The sequence below is a fragment of the Vibrio sp. 10N.286.51.C3 genome (genome assembly GCF_003050065.1).
GTDB classification, from domain to species: Bacteria; Pseudomonadota; Gammaproteobacteria; order Enterobacterales; family Vibrionaceae; genus Vibrio; species Vibrio crassostreae.
In genome coordinates this window covers 230,735-247,750 of the sequence record NZ_PIGC01000006.1, presented here as the reverse complement: position 1 = coordinate 247,750, position 17,016 = coordinate 230,735, and the positions used below count along the sequence as shown (strand labels likewise).

The window sequence follows — 17,016 nt, the reverse complement described above, 5'->3', positions numbered from 1 at the left end:
TTTTACGGCTATAGATCCCATTATCAACGAATAAAGGGAGCACTTCTAAGTACTCCCTTTGCAGCGTTATTCTAACTAAATTGATTGGTTAAATTAGTGACATAAACCTTCATGCGTCCAGTACCAATAGTTTTCAAACGGATCAGCCCCCCAGTTATCTGTTGTAGACGTAAAACGGTTGCCCCAATATTGAACCGACGCCCCAGCTGGGTAGAAAATATTCGGGCTCCATTCTGGCACATCCACACACATGTCCTGAGGATCAGGTTGAGGACTAGGGTTTGGCAGTTCTAGTACAGTGCTGACCGCTACATAAGCGTCTGTTGACCCTTGCGCACCCGATACCATTACGTAGATATCATCCCCTTGTATACCACCAAAGCCACAGTACTCGTTGTTATCCAAGTTAGTAGACGAACAATCGTAGTCATTTGATGATGCTGGACGACCGATAGCAACATATAGATCGACGTTACCGTAACCATTGTAAGTTTGGATCCAAACATCACCTTCAGAGCTGTTCTTCAGAACAAACTGCTGTTGATCGTTACCGCTACTCAACACAGGCGCAGGAACGTTCAATTCTAAATTGTTGATGCCCGGAGTTGGTGTCGGTGGATTAGGGTTTGGATTCGGCTGACCAGAACCACAGTTTTGGACATTAACGCCTACCTGACTAAACGCATTACGCACCGCAGATGCTTCATAACCTAGCTTTTGTGCCGCCTTACAAACCCCTTCCGCACCTGATTGGAAGTTCGATTTTGATGTCCAATAAAGTTGGTTTGCCGTAGCGTAAGTCATGAACGCCTTTTTAATGTCCCAACCGTTGCTGGTGGCTAGATGGTAGAATGCTTTGTTGAAAATACCCGAGCTGTGGTGAACGTCAATCCCGTTGTAATATTGGTTAACGTGATCGATAGACATACCATCTTGGCTAGGTTGAATGAAATAGCGCATCGCAGGGCTGTACTTCATTACGTGCTCACCCATCTTCCAGTTAAAGCTGCCATGAACATATTCGCTTAAAGCCGCTGCAGCCACATCAGAGAAAGACTCATTCATGCCGCCCGACTGACCGCGGTACTCAAGGTTTGAATTTTGTTCAGTAAAACCGTGGCTTACCTCATGCGCGATCACATCCCACGTCGCCAATGGATACATAGATTGGTTACCATCACCAAACGTCATCTGTTGGCCATCCCAGAATGCATTGCCGTAGTTCGAACCGTAGTGCACACGCATCGTTAGTTTTTGCTGGATAGGACGAGTGTTCAACCACTCTTTGTACATGTCAAAAACACGCTGGCCGAAGTAATGTGCATCGTTCATTGGTGCATACGCGCCGTTAATCGCACGGTAATCATTGACGTTCCTACCGTAATTACCATTACAGGCAAACTGATGAACCTGACCATAGTCTTGGCGATTATTCATATTCATCGTAACAACGTTTTGACTGTCCATCTGGCAATATGAGTTAACCTGGAAACCACCGTATTGAGTATTCGGGCCAAAATAGTAACGACCGCTTTTCTCGTTTCCACCAGGGCCTTCGGCATCAATGAACGCAATACCTTCCCACTGATCGAGTAGCTCGCCAGATTTAGCGTCTACAAGCGTAATTGGTCGTGAAGGTCCCATACCTTTTGTTTGTAAGAAATCAACTTTATAAATCAGGTGTGCTTGTTGCTGTTCATCAAGCCAAATGAGGAGGTCAGCATTTGGATTACGAATCGTAGCTGCAGCCACGCCCTTGTGCTGTGACTTAGCAATCGCTATTGCTTGCTGGGCGTTGATTATCGGCAAAGTAGAACCGATATCAGCTTCGATACCCGTTAAAACTTGCCCGTCTATTGCTTGAGCAATGCCTTGCTGAGAATGATCAACCACCACTGACTGACCATAAACCGGAATGCCATAGTGGAGCTGTTGTTTACGCAGGAGTGTCGTTGTACCGGTATCGACTCGACTTGCTTCATAGTAAGCAAGTGGTTGACTTACAGCACTAAAGCCCTGATTTTTTTGATTTAGAATGATTGATAGATCGACATCGGAATAATTCACTACATTGGCAGCTTGAGAAGTAAACGCTATTGGGAATAGCATTAGTAAATGTGTACCACGCATACATCACCTTTATAATTTTTGTTTTTATAAATTCACCCACTGGATGAGCGCGCATCTTAACGATAGATTATGCGCATGATTAAATGCATTTAGTTTTATATGTGACATTGATTCAGAAGATAATCTTTCACGAAAATAAAAGTGAGGTGGGGAGTCAAAAAACCCATACTTTCCGCCACTTAGCAACAACTCAACAAATCGACGTAAAATATGGAGGGGTATCTAATTTCCGACAATACTCGGAAATTTCATGCTTCGAATCGTTACGAGATTAAGGTTCGATATCGATTTTCAAATAACAGCGCCAACTCACCCCTATTAGATTCAGAGCCCGAAAATCGTTAAAGACGGTTTCGTGCAAAATCGTAATAAGGGTGTATTACCTAGCGTGCGGACTTAACCTAGTGTTTATTAAGCATGCAAATGACCAATTTATTGTTGGCTATCTTAACAAGTGCCATTGCCGTCAATCAGAGTATATTCAGCCCAAACACGTCCTTTACATCGAATAAAACGGCTTCTGTTTTCTCTCTCGATACCTGTGTACCTTTGCGTAAAATATCAATGAGCTGTGCTTTGTCGTCTAATAATTCAGCTCTGCGTGCTCTAATCGGGCGAATCATCTCTTGTAGACACTCTTCCAATACCTTCTTAGTTTGGCCATCCCCTAACCCGCCTCTGCGATAGTGATCTTTTAGTTCATTGACGTACTGAGCGTCAGTATGGAAAGCATCAAGATAGGTAAACACGATGTTCCCTTCAACTTGGCCCGGATCTTCGATTCGTAGATGATTTGGATCGGTATACATGGATTTGACTGCGGCACGAATCTCTTTCTCTGTCGCACCTAAGTTGATAGCGTTGCCCATTGATTTCGACATCTTACTTTTGCCGTCGGTGCTCGGAAGACGAGAGGCATTACTAAGCAGAGGTTTACACTCATTTAAAATTGGCTTGCCCACGAGTGAGTTAACTTTTCTCACGATCTCGTTGGTCTGTTCTAGCATTGGCAATTGGTCGTCACCCACCGGAATCAAGGTCGCGTTAAACGCCGTGATATCAGCCGCCTGTGAAATCGGATAAGTCAGAAAACCAGCTGGAATTGAGCGACCAAACTCCTTGTTTTGAATCTCGCTTTTAACTGTTGGGTTGCGTTCCAAACGAGCGATAGAAACAAGGTTACTGTAAAACATGGTGAGTTCGGCCAGTGCTGGTAACTGAGACTGGAGGCAAATCGTGGTTTTTGTTGGGTCGATACCTACCGCTAGATAATCAGCAACAACGTTGAGGATGTTAGATGAAACCTTTGAGGGATTATGAGCGTTGTCGGTAAGCCCTTGCATGTCAGCGACCAATATCGTTTGGTCGTGAATATGCTGCAATGAAGTCCTCTGCTGAAGTGAACCTACATAATGCCCCAAATGCAAAGGGCCAGTCGCTCGGTCGCCAGTAAGAATAATTTCCGGTTTGTTCGTATTTTGAGGTGTTTTCATGGGGTATCTCCAAGTAATAAAAGCTACTGGAGATAAAAAGAAACGACATTCTTGGTGACATTCTTAACTACCTTCCAGCAGCTAAAGAATGTGAGTATTCCGTGCTGCTCTAGATAGAGCACCACCAAAAGAAAATTGAAGTTGAAGCAGAAGTAAATTTCATTATTAAAATCTACCAACAATAAGGGTTAACGACAACACTTTTATTGGTAGGTAATAAAACTAACGTACCGAAATCGCTTTTCGAGGCGTTTCAAAACAGCAAACTATTAAAGATGCATATCGTAAGCAAATGTATTAATTACATAAATCAATAATTCTAGAACGCATTGCTTGATTGACGTTAAAGTGAACGTTCAAAAACTCAAGCTGTGCCAGAGCCGATTCCGCCGTGCGTTCGTAGCCTTGAGTAAAGGTTGGCAGTAACTGAGCAAACTTAGGGAAGCGCGCTTCTAGCCTTCTATCAGACATAAACTCATCGACGAATTCAGGTTGTGAGCTTTCCGTTTGACCCACAAGATCGATCAAACGATCGAGTGCGTAAGATTGGACGAACCGACTGCCCGACAGCTTTTCACCTCGGTTATAGCGAGACATACCCACATAAAGATTGGTGAGAGCTTCACCTATGATCCAGTCTTGGGAATTAGCCTCTACCGCTGTCTTTTGTGGTGGAATACAACACTGAGTATCAAAGTCAGCTTCCCGCCAAACGATTCGCCCTTCAGCAAACGGAATATGTGCTAATTCATGTGGTTCAAACACCGCAAACTCACAGAACACCCCGTCTGCATAGAGCACCTTATAGCCGTCGACCGTATTCCTTACCGCGTAGTCGATTGAATGAATGTCAGATAACCAATGCAAACTGTCTAAGAAATACTGCTTGTGCCCCGTTTGCACTATCGCAAAGAAATCGACGTCTGAGTATTGATCCAGTCGCTCCGTTTCAATGCCAACTGAACCAAGCCCCAACAAGGCATGCGCCTTACCAGAAGCTCTTAAAGAACCTCCAATCGCATCTAAACGTTGCAGTAGTTTTTCTGGTGTATTGACCACCTGTCGCGTTTCTTTTTTACTCGATTGAATCGTTTTATCGGCTTGCATCGTTATGTCCCTATCAAGTTGAATGCTACTCAACCTAACTGATAGTTAGAACATCTAAGAAGCTTAATTTATAAAACGTGTGTTTTGGATAACGATCTGCGCAAGTTATTGTCTCATTTAAACGCGTAAATCATCCACCTGCGTTCGATTTACAACGAAGACTTAGCCAGATACGCTGCCATTTCTTGCTCTGGAACCATACCGCCACCGGTTGCCCAAACAAGATGAGTCGCGTTCGCTAACGTTGATTCAGTGATGCCTAACCTCTCCAGATATTCACTGTTGTGTTCAACATGAATAGCCCCCGGCATACCAGCCAGTGCAGAAGGTTCTAATTGAATACCCTCGGCTTGGTTCAATACGCCTAACAATTGGTACATACGTTCATCAGTTAATGTGTAGTAACCATCAAGCAAACGTTCCATGGCTCGACCGACAAAGCCAGATGCCCGTCCTACCGCCAAACCGTCGGCAGCGGTGAGGTTATCGATACCAAGATCTTGCACTGCAATCTCATCATGCAAACCAGTGTGAACACCCAGCAACATGCAAGGAGAATGAGTCGGCTCAGCAAAAATGCAGTGAACATCATCACCAAAAGCCATCTTTAAACCAAATGCAACACCACCTGGCCCGCCACCCACGCCGCATGGCAAGTAAACAAACAACGGATGCTGTTCATCAACCACAATGCCCTGTTGTTCAAATTGTTGTTTAAGTCTTTCTCCTGCCACCGAATAACCAAGGAACAAGGTTTGCGAGTTTTCATCGTCAATGAAAAAGCATCTAGGATCTTGTTGTGCCTCTTTACGGCCTTGTTCTACGGCAACGCCATAATCTTGTTTATATTCAACAACATGGACGCCATGCTCACGAAGTTTGTTTTTCTTCCAAGCTCTTGCGTCTGCCGACATATGAACGGAAACCGTAAAGCCGAGTTTCGCACTCATGATGCCAATCGACATACCAAGGTTACCCGTTGAACCTACCGCTATGCTGTATTGCTTAAAGAAGTCACGAAACTCAGGTTCAAACAGCTTACTGTAGTCATCACTCTCACACAGTAATCCGCCTTTAATCGCTAGCTTTTCGGCATGCGTTAGTACTTCATAAATACCACCACGAGCTTTGATTGAACCTGAAATCGGTAAATGGCTGTCTTTCTTCATCATCAAACGCCCTTTAATAGGCTGCTGATAATGCGCTTCCAATGCTGATTTCATCGATGGGATCTCAACAAGCTCAGACTCGATGATGCCATTGGTCACTTGAGTTTCAGGAAATGCTTTGGCTAGATAAGGAGCAAACCTTTGTAACCTCAAGCTCGCATCATGGATGTCTTGCTCATCCAAGCCGACATAAGGTAACCCTTGGTCTAGTGTTGTGACATTTGGGTTAAACCAAACCACCTCTTCGAGCGCCATAAGCTTATTTAGTAATGGAAAGTCGTTGGTGAGGTTATTTAGATTCAGTTCGATCATGGGCTACCTTCTCTGGTATTTAGCGTTCTGCGCTATTTCAATCACTTGGTGTGCAGCCTATTAGAGCCGTAATCGAGAAATGATTCAATAACCTATACTTATGTCTAACGTCAATAGGATGGTATTTCCCTTACTATGCCCTTGAGGCAACCGTCTTGATGTACTCACTTGGCGACAGACCAAACTTACCCTTAAAGCGCTGACTAAAACGTCCTTCAGACTGGTAACCACAAGATTGAGCGAGCATCGTGACATTGTGTTGGCCATTTTGCATAAGATACAAAGCATGGCTTAAACGCACTTCTGCTAATACCTCACGATATTGCATACCTTCCAGTTTTAGCTTTCGGATCAGTGTCGCGCGGCTCATCGCAAAACGCTCCGCCACCGACTCTAGCGGATGCTTCTCATCTGGTGAATGTGAAAGATAATGGCTGAGCTTTTGGCTAAACGAAACGTTGGCACTGACAAAGAGTCGATGCAACACCCCTTTTTCAGCCAGTTGCTGGTATAAGCCCTGCAACCAAAACTGTTGAGTCTCTTTGCTCATGTTCTGTGTATCAAACGAAAACAGCGCGTTGAGTGAGTCTTGTAAGTTTCGGTCCGCTTGCACCGTAGGCAACCCCAGCTCATTCGACCGTTCCTCACTTAAATCAAGCATCGCCTGAGAAGGTTGTAATTGAAAGCTGAATACTCGCGAAAAGAAGCGCCCTTTGTGGGGCATGTTCTCAAAGCTTAGTGAAGCTGATGCCTCACACAGCAACAGCTCAGAATGTGAGAGTTCTGCCGCTGAGTCTTTCCAAAACAGGCGCTTACTGCCTGTAATGATCTGAATGATACTAGGGGATAGAATCCTCACATTACGTAGCTTTTGTAACTGCTCGGCACGAAAGATCGTCACTTGGTATTGATGATTCATCTCATCCCCTTGTTTACTTATTATCAACGTGTATAAGCTATTAACGCGTATAAGTTGCGGTCAGTTTCGCTTTGTCTAAAGCCATACTGTTCAACGTGAATCCAACCACTGCCGACGGCGTATTTTCGTCTAGATTAAGCTTATCCGTTGGTAATGCCCAAACCGTGAACTGGTAGCGGTGCATGCCATCTTTTTCAGGAGGACAGACGCCACCGTAACCAACTGTACCGTAATCAATGCGACCTTCTTTGCCACCGACTTTAGATATATCGACACCGCGAGGTAGCTCGTTAACAGTCGCAGGGATATCAAACGCAACCCAATGCCAGAAACCACTTTCTGTCGGAGCATCTGGGTCATACGCCGTGATTGCAAAGCTTTTGGTTCCTGCTGGTGCATCTTTCCACATTAACTGTGGTGATAGGTTATCGCCGTCACAACCCCAACTTGAGTATTCAAAAGTCTTCGCCATTGGATGACCTTCTTGAATATCGTTGCTGGTTAATTCGAACGCCTGAGCAGAGCCCGCAGCCAAAATACTGATTGCCAATACTGATTTGATGATTAGTTTCATGATGGTTCCTCTTATTTGGTATGAGTTGAGTATAGTCCTTCCCACATGCTTATTAATGACAATAAGTACATAATTATCTAATTTATCGGAATCAAATGATACTTACTGTAATTTCATCTTATTATTTAAAAGCATGATCCACTCGACAGTTTGCTGTTAAGGGAGCACTTGTTGACATTCAGGTTACAAATCTCACCCAAAAGTCTTTAGACTCGCCTCACGACTTTTAATGAGAATGATTGGATGCGCAGGTTTACCTTAGCCCTTTGCTTGACCTTTTGGCTCCCAACTTTAGCCAATGCCCAAAGTTTGCAAGACAAGTGGCAAACCCTGTATCAACTGACCTGGCAATCATCCCCAATCTTAGTATCTCAACAAGAGTTGGCTCAGTACCCAAAAGTTCTGCTTCATGAAAGTAGCCGTTATCCTAATTTCAACCATTTCAGTTGGGACGACATCGCAACGTTAGCCTCAATACAAGATCACTGCAGAGCGATTGAAAACAATAATCCTTCATTACATGACGCCATCGAGTTCGAACTCACTTTGTGTCAGCAACAAGCATTGGATTCCGTTTGGTTTGCAGCACACTCCAAACGAAACCCTGCAGGTGGCAGTTTTGCTGATCGTTATTTAGCAGTTTACCCCGACGTAAGCGAGCAGATACGCCCATTTTTGAGTATTGCCAACCCCCAGCACCCTTTATATTCCAAGCTAAAAACGCTAACCGCACAAGGCAAAGAAGCACTGCTCAATGGATACCGCGCTTGGCAACAAGACGATGTACTTTGGCTAAGTGGCGAACAAGGCTGGAAAGCCATTCCCTTAGATGTTTGGCAACCTATTGCAGAGCAGCAAGAACTATCGTTGACGGGTGACACCTGTACTTTTCGTTACAGCAACATATGCTTGAGCGAACCTAGCAATGACAACTTAATCATGAAAACGTTGATCTTTTCATTGCTGTTAACGTTGCTTTCCGGACTTGGTAGAGTCTTATATCTAAGAACAAAACAACGCAAAGAGAGGCAGTTCGTTTTGCAGCTTCTCACTCATGAACTGCGTACGCCCATTGCTAGCCTTGGCTTAACTGTTGAGATGTTCAGAAATCGCTACGATGACTTTTCTGATGAAACTCAAAGCGCGGTTTGGCGTTTAATATCTGACTATCAAAGGCTCTCTCAGCTCACAGAAAACAGCAAAGTGTACCTAAGTTCGGATCAGTCAGAGCCTTTGTTAAAGCAAAACGCATCATTAGAAGAATGGCTCGATCATGTGTGTGTAAAGCACAATATTTCTTATCAATGTGAAGCGCGTGAACTTGAACTGAACCTGCCTTATTACTGGCTAACAATCTGCTTGGATAATCTAATAAAGAATGCCAAACAACATGGTAGAGGTGAAGTTTTGGTACAAGTCAAACTCGGAGACAAGCTGACTATTGAAGTGCAAGACGAGGGGCACTTCCCTTCGCCCATACAACGACTCATGTCCAGTGTCACGCCAAGTAAAACTCACAAGCAAGACAATATGGGCATCGGCCTGACTATTGTCGAACACTTGATAAAACAAGCTGACGGCCGCCTCATTATTCTCCGCAATCCTACCCGATGTATTTTGGAAATAGCTTATGAACAGGCCTGTCATCGCACGGTTATAAATTAAAGTCTCTGCTGAGCAACTCAACAAAGGCTTAGAAGCCCAAACTCTTTCTTTGGTATCGCCTAAAGGAAAAGTCCTTCTTGATGGACAACTCGCTTCCAAAAATGAGTATCAAGAGATTGAAACCAATGAAATGTTCATCAAACCCGAATCTGGTGTTTATCAACTAAAGATAGGTTCAAACCACTGCCAGCTATATTATCGAATGGACAAGTCGTCATCTGGCAGCCCAATCATAGTTAGCTTCGATACGGTTTAGACAAAAATGAATAATAGGAAGCTTAAGCACTTATTTAACCGCTAATGTTCAGCCCGTTACTTGTGCTTCCTATTTTGAAAGGCAGTCAGTAGGTAGTCGATAAAGACCTTCTTACGTTTCGGCATCAACTGTCTGTCGGCATACACTAGGCTTACTGAAACTTCCGGCATCTCATATTCAGGTAATAAACGAATCAGCTTACCTGTCTTGAAGTGCTCACGACAAATGAATTCAGGAAGCACCGCTAAGCCAAGCCCATCAACACACGCTGTTAAGCATGCCGTGATAGTATTCACCCGCAACTGACACGGCAGATCGATCAAAATCGACTCACCGCCTTCCAATTGTAAATGCCACTTGGGCAGGCGCGCCGCCTTATTTACCACCTCAATCATTCGGAATGGCGGTTTAAGGTCATTGGGCGAAGAGATTTCACCGAACTGTTCTAAATACTCAGGGTGGGCTACCAATACACGCTTCGATGTTGTGAGGTAGCGAGAAACCAAGCTCGAGTCCACTAGCTCACCAATTTGCGCGTAAAGATCGATCCCCTCTGCAATGATGTCGACCTCTCGATTCGTCAGTTCTAAATTCAAAGTCACGTTTGGGTGCTCTTTTAGGAAGCTGTGGATGTGTGTGGCTAATACTTGATGCCCCAATTCAACAGGCAACACAACGTTCAACTGCCCTCGGATCAAATCCTGATTGGCAGAAACCTCTAGCTCAGCTTGGTTCATGATCTCGTGCATTTGCACGCTCGATTGATAGAAGCGCTCACCCTCCGGCGTTAAGACTAAACTTCGTGTCGAACGAGTGATCAACCTCACACCTAGGTGCTGTTCCAGCTCGTCAAGCTTTCGGCTGACGGTCGACTTGGTCATGTTCAATGCCTCAGCTGCGTGCGTGAAGCTTCCACAATCAACAACTTGCGTAAAAACAGTCACAGCATTTAAGTCCATCGTACTTCTCCCAAAACCCTATTAGTAAGATTATTGCAACAGTGTTTTCCTTTTTTCCTATCTTATCAATCAATCGAATTCATTTACAATTCGTTACATCTAAATAAAAACAAAATGAGAAATAAAAAATGACAGAGAACAACAACGCTTCGCAAACAGTAAGCACAAAAAAACGTAAAAAAGCTCCGCTTATTGCTACTGCGATCATGCTGTCATTGGGTTTAGCCGGCGCTGGATACTGGTACGGCTATGGCCAGTACTTTGAATCTACTGACAATGCCTATCTGCAAGGCGATATCACTAATATTAGTCCTAAGGTATCTGGCTATATTGTTAAGTCTTACGTGAGTGACAACCAACCAGTAAAAGAAGGTGATTTGTTGGTTCAAATCGATGACCGAGATTACCAGTCAGCATTCGCTCAAGCTAATGCCCATTTATCCGTCGTACAATCTGACGTAAAGAACTTAATCGCACAACAGACATTACAACGTAGCAAAATTAACCAAGCAGAAAGTGGCGTCGATTCCGCAGAAGCAGAATATGAACGTGCTATCCAACAAGTACAGCGCTCTCGCAGCTTGTTAAACCGCAATTACGCTTCTCAAGATGAAGTCGACAGCATGGTCGCACAACAAAAAGTGACTCAAGCAGACTTAGAAGAAGCTAAAGCCAACCTTGTCGCAACTAATGACCAACTCATCGTTATTGCTAGCGAAATTGAGCAAGCCAAAGCCTCAGTAACAGAAGCTAAAGCTCAAAGAGATCAAGCACAACTTAACCTTGATTACACCAAAGTTTACGCGCCAGCAGATGGTGTGATTGGTAAACGCAGTGTACGTGAAGGCTTGTTGATTCAAGCAGGTGCACCATTGATGAGTTTGGTGCCAAACAACCAAGTGTGGATTGAAGCCAACTTCAAAGAGACACAGCTAAGTGGCATTCATAAAGGTCAGACGGTTGAAGTAGAACTGGATGCGTTCCCGGGGCAACCACTTGAAGGTGTGGTCGACAGCTTCTCCCCTGCGACTGGCGCCAAGTTTGCGCTCCTACCACCAGAAAACGCAACCGGCAACTTCACTAAAATCGTTCAACGTGTACCGGTGAAAATCATCATTCCAGATCAGCAAGAGTTGAAAGGTCGATTGCTTCCTGGTTTGTCTGTGGTCGCGACCATCGATAAACGAGGCTAGACCATGAGTAACGCTGGTGTTATCACCCACACTAATGATGATGGTGAGGTTTCAAGACGTCATTGGATCGCCCTATTTGGCGGTTTGATTGGCGCGTTTATGGCGATTTTAGATATTCAGATCACCAACTCGTCTCTCAAAGACATTCAAGGTGCGCTATCTGCCACCTTAGATGAAAGCTCGTGGATCTCTACGTCTTATCTAGTCGCAGAGATGATTGCTATCCCACTCAGTGGTTGGCTTTCTAAAGCGCTTGGAAAACGCCGTTATATCACGTGGACGACGGCCATCTTCACCATTTCATCTTTGTTGTGTTCGTTCTCTTGGAACATGACCTCGATGATCGTGTTCCGTGCAATGCAAGGTTTTAGTGGTGGTGCTTTAATCCCGCTTGCTTTCTCGTTGGTGATTCAGTTATTGCCTGTCAACAAGCGCGCTGTGGGTATGGCACTGTTTGGTGTAACGGCAACGTTTGCTCCGTCAATCGGCCCAACGTTTGGTGGCTGGCTGACCGAGAACTTCTCGTGGCACTATATTTTCTATATCAACATTCCTCCAGCTTTACTGGTGATCACCATGATCCGATATGGCTTGGATGATGAAAAGCTCGACCTTGGTACGCTGAAAAAAGCCGATTGGTTTGGTATCGCCACCATGGCGTTAGGATTGGGCTGTCTAGAAGTAGTGTTAGAAGAAGGTAACCGTGAAGAGTGGTTCAGTTCGAGCTTCATCATAGGCTTGAGTATTGTGTCTGCAGTGAGCTTAGTTTACTTCGTCATAAACGAACTCCAACACAAAAAGCCACTGGTGAATTTACGGCTATTGCGAGATGGGCAATTTGCTATGTCTTGTATCGCCTATTTGATTCTAGGGATGGCATTGCTCGGCTCTATCTATGTGCTGCCAATGTATCTAACTCAAATCCAACAATACAATGCGATGGAGATTGGTGAAGTCTTGATGTGGATGGGTTTCCCACAGTTGTTGATATTCCCAATCGTCCCTAAGCTGACGCAAATCATTAAGCCTAAGTACTTAGTGACCTTTGGTTTCGCGATGTTCGGTTTCAGTTGTTACGTGAATACACATATGACGATTGATTTTGGTGGCCAGCAGCTGATTTTGTCTATGGTTCTGCGTGCTATCGGTAGCCCATTTATTATGGTTCCGCTGTCTTTGGTTGCCATGAAGAACATCAGCAAAATGGACACGCCAGACGCATCAACGTTAACCAACGTGATGCGAAACCTAGGTGGTGCTTTCAGCATCGCGATTATCGCTACGCTACTCGATAACAAAACGCGTGAGCACTTGGCACACATCAAGGAGTCAGTACCTTCTGTGAGTCAACTTGGTTGGCAGACGCTTCAGCAACAACAAGCGTTTTTCATTCAGTCAGGAAGTGATGCCGCAACTGCGATGCAACAAGCACAAGCAAGCTTGCTCGGCACAATGCAACGTGACGCTGCGATCATGGCTTACAACGATGTGTTCTTAATGATGACGGCGTTCTTGGCTCTCGCTGCAGTATTGATTCTAAATATGCGTGATTAGCGCTAGAGTTTCGGTAATTAAAACTTCAAACATAGAACAGCATTCGAATATAAACTCGAACAATGAAATAGAGAGGTAAGCTTATCGGCTTGCCTCTTTTTTATTTCTAAAACACGTATAACCTAACAAAAATCAGGTAAAAGTAACCTGTGTTTGAAGGCTTTCATAAATGTTTTAATTACCAATAGTTTATTGAGTGTTTGTATGTGATACAGGCACCTTGACATTGTGCAACCTGACACCTAAATTAAAAATAACATTTGGTATTGAGGAAAATGGATTTGACCTTACCACCTGACCTACGAGTTTTAATTGTCGACGACTCCAAGAGTGCTACTATTCTTATAAAGCAGCAACTCTCGAGCTTAGGCATTTCACATGATTGCATCTTTATTGCGACCGACTATCGACAAGCCATTAAAGCGGTCGAAACGCACTCTTTTCATGTACTCCTCATCGATTATCACTTAGAGCAATCCTTCACTGGGTTTGAGCTTTTGGGGATTCTGTATCGAAATCGCCTAATAGACCACACTGTAGCGACAATCTTGCTCTCTGGGGATATGCGTCAAGAAACGGTATTAACTGCCCTTTCAGGTGAGGCACACCATTTCGTATCTAAACCGATTCATACTCAGAGGTTAGGTAAAAAGATCCAAAGTGCTGTGTCCGTGTCGAAGAAACTCACCCAACTTAATGATTTATATCCAATCTCCTCTCAAGAGAGATTAGCTCAAGCTTTGGCGGTCTCCCCTAATGGCACCAGTGTCCAGTTCGAAGCGACATTGATTGAACATTTAATAGCAGGTAAGAAATGGCAGTTGCTGTCTAACGTCATTAACAACTCGAAAACCAACATGCACCCAACAAAATTAGTGGCTGAAGCGCTAATTCTCGACAGCTTAGGCAAGCCAAATTTAGCCATAGATAAGCTCCACAATTTTCTGATAGCGCAGCCACTCTCATTGAGCGTTATTGATTGCTTAAGCTGTATCTATGAAAAACATAAGATGCTGCTGCCTGCTCTTAAATTGGCGATTCGTGCATTTGAAATGACACCAAGTATCAGCCATCGTGCAATTAGGGCGATCGACTTAGCTGAGAACGCAGATAACACACATATGATCATCAAGTTAGGTGAGATGTATGCGACCCACATTTCAGCTGCTGACATTGATGTCATCCATTCCATTGGTACGCACTTTAATTCGTTAAAAGCAACTTACCAACGCGAGACGCAACTAAAGTACAAACGTATTTTGCTTGAGCACGCCAACCAATTCACAGAGTTGGTAAACCTGAAACTTCCGGTAAAACAACAGCAGCAAGTTTTGGCCAGCCTTGCCCTATTTCAGAGCAGCATATTGCTCATCGAAAATAGCCCTCAGGTTGCCCACAAAAAAGTGATTCGAGCTTCGACACTGTTAGCGAATAATTTCCACAGCCAACCAACTTATTTGCTTGCTCAACTATTACCACTGCTCGCCCACTTTGGTGAGTACTCTCTTTATCATTTAGCCGTGGAATGTCTAAAATCTCGTGGAGAAGCAATAAGCCACAAACTTGAGTCCAAAAATGTCGACCCTTCAACTTGTATAAACATTGAAAACTTTGGCTCGATCCAGGAATTAAAAGACTACATTCACAGTTACCCATATTCAGTTGCCGCCAAACTTGACTATATATATGCCGTCAATAAAGCTCATATAGATGAGAAACTTAGCAACGACTATTTAGAAGAAATCTTACAATTAGAACTTCCTCCAAAATGGAACCAATGGATTAGTGATTCATCACGCTATGGTTTTTCCACTAAGCCGCCTAGCCCATTTTCAACATGCAGCCGACAGGAGTCCACATGCTAGACTTTGATGCTTTAAACGCCTACTTAGACAACGACAGAGAAGTCATTTACGCCGTTTTGTCTACATATCAAGAAGACCATGGCAATTCGCTACAAGAGATCGAAGAGTTGGTTCAACAACAGGATTGGGGCAAGCTTCATTTTACCGTGCACACCTTAAAAGGCATCCTAGCCAGTTTTGGGGAAGAAACGGCGACTGTTGCATTAGAAAGAGTTGAACAAAACACATTCAACAAGCTTGCACCACAAGATGATGATCTTTCCGTTATCTACAGCGAAATGAAGATCATCAATCAGCAAATCGATGAGGTTCTTAGCACTTATTAGCCGATAGAATTAAGACTTACGTGGCGATACTTTATAATCTAAACAACTAAAAGAGTTGAGGTACTTGGAAACATTGAACCTCGACTCTTGCAATTTTCTCCTCATTTCCCCTATCAATTATACAGCCAGCCCATACCTATAAATTCATCCTATTTATCTAGATGAACTGATGCATAACGCGCGTTTTATAAACCCGCTATATTGATGTTTTAAATGAAAAACCAACACACTTGATGAGATGCAAAATAGTTAAATATTTGTATATCTTTTTGTGACTTAAACATACGAAATTGCATTTTATTTATTGGTAAAGAAGAAACTGTTATCTACACTCTAATGAAACCAAGCGTTAATCACTTGGTGGCATAATAATAAGATAAAACGTTCGGTCGGCTAGAGAAGGACAAGGAAATGAACAAGGATAGTTTTGCTGCGTTTCAGGGGCTCACGGAGGAAACCCCTATTACCGAATCATTTTCTACAAGTGCAGACCCTTATGCTCATTATGTGAAAGATATTGTAGGCATTGATCTGCTGTCGCGCGAAGATGAAGTGTATTACGCAAAATTGAATCGCGCGGGTGATAAAAAAGCGCGTGATGTTATGATCGAATCAAACCTACGCCTTGTTGTGAAAATCGCAAAGAGTTACCTAAAACGTAAAGGCAATAGTTTCACCCTGCTCGATCTGATCGAGGAAGGTAACATTGGCTTGATTAAGGCCATCGACAAATACGATCCAGAACCAGGTTATCGTTTTTCAACCTATGCTGTGTGGTGGATCCGTGAAAACATTGAAGCCGCATTAATGAACACAGGTCGTACCGTACGATTGCCAGCTCATGTCTGTAAAGAAATAAACAGTCTCGCCTCAAAAAAGCTCGATGTAAGCAAAAAAATGAGTAAAGAGATTTCGATCTCTGAGCTATCAGACAGTTCAGGTGTAAAGACCAAACGCGTCGATCAACTGGTGGCGTTAAGCGGATTTATTGACGTGACGACAACGGTTGGAACTAACCATGCACCGATGGTACTTGATCAATGCGAAAGTGAATATATCCCCGACCCTCAACGAGATTGTGAAGATCAATCCTTTACCCAAGCTCTAGAACAGATCATCAGTACACTTCCTCCGAAATTACAAAAGGTGCTTATTCACCGTTTCGGCTTCTTCGATAACAAAGTAAAAACGTTATCTGAGGTTGGACAAATGTTGGATGTGAATGTGTCTAGTGAGCGTGTTAGACAGATGCAGAAAGAAGCAGTCGAGAGGATTCAAAAACGGCTCAAATTTGATGGTTGGGTTTAAGTCACCGCCCTATTTAGAATTAGATGAAGATAACGTAAAGTAAAAACAGCAACGTTAAGCCAAAACAACAACTTTAAGTAAAGTACCTTAAGGGTGAGCTTCCAAGCTTGCCCTTTTTTGTTTACCTGATTCGCTAGAAAACAAAAGGGTGATAAGTACGCGAACCCTAAAATCGCTAATGGCTAG

13 protein-coding genes are annotated in these 17,016 nt (G+C 43.7%); 6 read left to right on the top strand and 7 right to left on the bottom strand.

What is annotated here, in order from left to right:
• Positions 1 to 93 precede the first annotated feature (93 nt).
• From CWO27_RS08905 to CWO27_RS08880, 6 genes are all read right to left on the bottom strand, one after another.
• A complete protein-coding gene (locus CWO27_RS08905) occupies positions 94 to 2,130 on the bottom strand; it encodes a M4 family metallopeptidase (protein WP_107898866.1) in 2,037 nt (678 codons plus the stop codon).
• Positions 2,131 to 2,600: 470 nt separating this feature from the next.
• Positions 2,601 to 3,623, bottom strand: coding sequence for a tryptophan--tRNA ligase (gene trpS / locus CWO27_RS08900; RefSeq protein WP_107898865.1), 1,023 nt, complete (start codon positions 3,621 to 3,623; stop codon positions 2,601 to 2,603).
• 297 nt (positions 3,624 to 3,920) lie between these two features.
• Complete coding sequence (locus CWO27_RS08895; protein WP_107898864.1) at positions 3,921 to 4,730, bottom strand: hypothetical protein; 810 nt, start codon at positions 4,728 to 4,730, stop codon at positions 3,921 to 3,923.
• A gap of 149 nt (positions 4,731 to 4,879) precedes the next feature.
• The gene (locus tag CWO27_RS08890; RefSeq protein ID WP_107898863.1) at positions 4,880 to 6,211 is read right to left on the bottom strand and encodes a D-serine ammonia-lyase; all 1,332 of its coding nucleotides are present in this window, start codon (positions 6,209 to 6,211) and stop codon (positions 4,880 to 4,882) included.
• 133 nt (positions 6,212 to 6,344) lie between these two features.
• On the bottom strand, positions 6,345 to 7,130 hold the full coding sequence (locus tag CWO27_RS08885; protein WP_107898862.1) for a helix-turn-helix transcriptional regulator: 786 nt from the start codon (positions 7,128 to 7,130) through the stop codon (positions 6,345 to 6,347).
• A gap of 40 nt (positions 7,131 to 7,170) precedes the next feature.
• The gene (locus tag CWO27_RS08880) at positions 7,171 to 7,704 is read right to left on the bottom strand and encodes a YbhB/YbcL family Raf kinase inhibitor-like protein (protein ID WP_050648620.1); all 534 of its coding nucleotides are present in this window, start codon (positions 7,702 to 7,704) and stop codon (positions 7,171 to 7,173) included.
• Between the two features lie 243 nt (positions 7,705 to 7,947).
• On the opposite strand from CWO27_RS08880, the gene CWO27_RS08875 reads away from it, so the two are divergent.
• Positions 7,948 to 9,369, top strand: coding sequence for an ATP-binding protein (locus CWO27_RS08875; protein WP_240699535.1), 1,422 nt, complete (start codon positions 7,948 to 7,950; stop codon positions 9,367 to 9,369).
• A gap of 312 nt (positions 9,370 to 9,681) precedes the next feature.
• Here the strand turns inward: CWO27_RS08875 and CWO27_RS08865 are convergent, their stop codons facing one another.
• Positions 9,682 to 10,584 (bottom strand): LysR family transcriptional regulator, encoded by a 903-nt coding sequence (locus CWO27_RS08865; protein ID WP_107898861.1) that lies wholly within the window; start codon positions 10,582 to 10,584, stop codon positions 9,682 to 9,684.
• A gap of 128 nt (positions 10,585 to 10,712) precedes the next feature.
• On the opposite strand from CWO27_RS08865, the gene CWO27_RS08860 reads away from it, so the two are divergent.
• The 5 genes from CWO27_RS08860 (at position 10,713) to CWO27_RS08840 (ending at position 16,830) form a co-directional block, all read left to right on the top strand.
• A complete protein-coding gene (locus CWO27_RS08860) occupies positions 10,713 to 11,777 on the top strand; it encodes an HlyD family secretion protein (RefSeq protein ID WP_107898860.1) in 1,065 nt (354 codons plus the stop codon).
• Between the two features lie 3 nt (positions 11,778 to 11,780).
• Entirely contained in the window at positions 11,781 to 13,331 is a 1,551-nt protein-coding gene (locus CWO27_RS08855; RefSeq protein ID WP_107898859.1) for a DHA2 family efflux MFS transporter permease subunit, read from the top strand.
• Positions 13,332 to 13,606: 275 nt separating this feature from the next.
• A complete protein-coding gene (locus CWO27_RS08850; protein ID WP_102432428.1) occupies positions 13,607 to 15,196 on the top strand; it encodes a response regulator in 1,590 nt (529 codons plus the stop codon).
• Positions 15,190 to 15,522, top strand: a complete 333-nt coding sequence (locus CWO27_RS08845; protein WP_017082339.1) for an Hpt domain-containing protein — start codon at positions 15,190 to 15,192, stop codon at positions 15,520 to 15,522. The genes CWO27_RS08850 and CWO27_RS08845 overlap by 7 nt, the downstream gene beginning before the upstream one ends.
• 411 nt (positions 15,523 to 15,933) lie before the next feature.
• Positions 15,934 to 16,830: a sigma-70 family RNA polymerase sigma factor gene (locus CWO27_RS08840; protein WP_102432429.1), complete on the top strand. Its 897-nt coding sequence runs from the start codon at positions 15,934 to 15,936 to the stop codon at positions 16,828 to 16,830.
• Positions 16,831 to 17,016 lie beyond the last annotated feature (186 nt).

Bases quoted from the DNA above. Each gene is read 5' to 3' on its own strand.
- CWO27_RS08905 (WP_107898866.1), bottom strand. From the start codon at position 2,130: ATGCGTGGTACACATTTACTAATGCTATTCCCAATAGCGTTTACTTCT.
- trpS (WP_107898865.1), bottom strand. From the start codon at position 3,623: ATGAAAACACCTCAAAATACGAACAAACCGGAAATTATTCTTACTGGC.
- CWO27_RS08895 (WP_107898864.1), bottom strand. From the start codon at position 4,730: ATGCAAGCCGATAAAACGATTCAATCGAGTAAAAAAGAAACGCGACAG.
- CWO27_RS08890 (WP_107898863.1), bottom strand. From the start codon at position 6,211: ATGATCGAACTGAATCTAAATAACCTCACCAACGACTTTCCATTACTA.
- CWO27_RS08885 (WP_107898862.1), bottom strand. From the start codon at position 7,130: ATGAATCATCAATACCAAGTGACGATCTTTCGTGCCGAGCAGTTACAA.
- CWO27_RS08880 (WP_050648620.1), bottom strand. From the start codon at position 7,704: ATGAAACTAATCATCAAATCAGTATTGGCAATCAGTATTTTGGCTGCG.
- CWO27_RS08875 (WP_240699535.1), top strand. From the start codon at position 7,948: ATGCGCAGGTTTACCTTAGCCCTTTGCTTGACCTTTTGGCTCCCAACT.
- CWO27_RS08865 (WP_107898861.1), bottom strand. From the start codon at position 10,584: ATGGACTTAAATGCTGTGACTGTTTTTACGCAAGTTGTTGATTGTGGA.
- CWO27_RS08860 (WP_107898860.1), top strand. From the start codon at position 10,713: ATGACAGAGAACAACAACGCTTCGCAAACAGTAAGCACAAAAAAACGT.
- CWO27_RS08855 (WP_107898859.1), top strand. From the start codon at position 11,781: ATGAGTAACGCTGGTGTTATCACCCACACTAATGATGATGGTGAGGTT.
- CWO27_RS08850 (WP_102432428.1), top strand. From the start codon at position 13,607: ATGGATTTGACCTTACCACCTGACCTACGAGTTTTAATTGTCGACGAC.
- CWO27_RS08845 (WP_017082339.1), top strand. From the start codon at position 15,190: ATGCTAGACTTTGATGCTTTAAACGCCTACTTAGACAACGACAGAGAA.
- CWO27_RS08840 (WP_102432429.1), top strand. From the start codon at position 15,934: ATGAACAAGGATAGTTTTGCTGCGTTTCAGGGGCTCACGGAGGAAACC.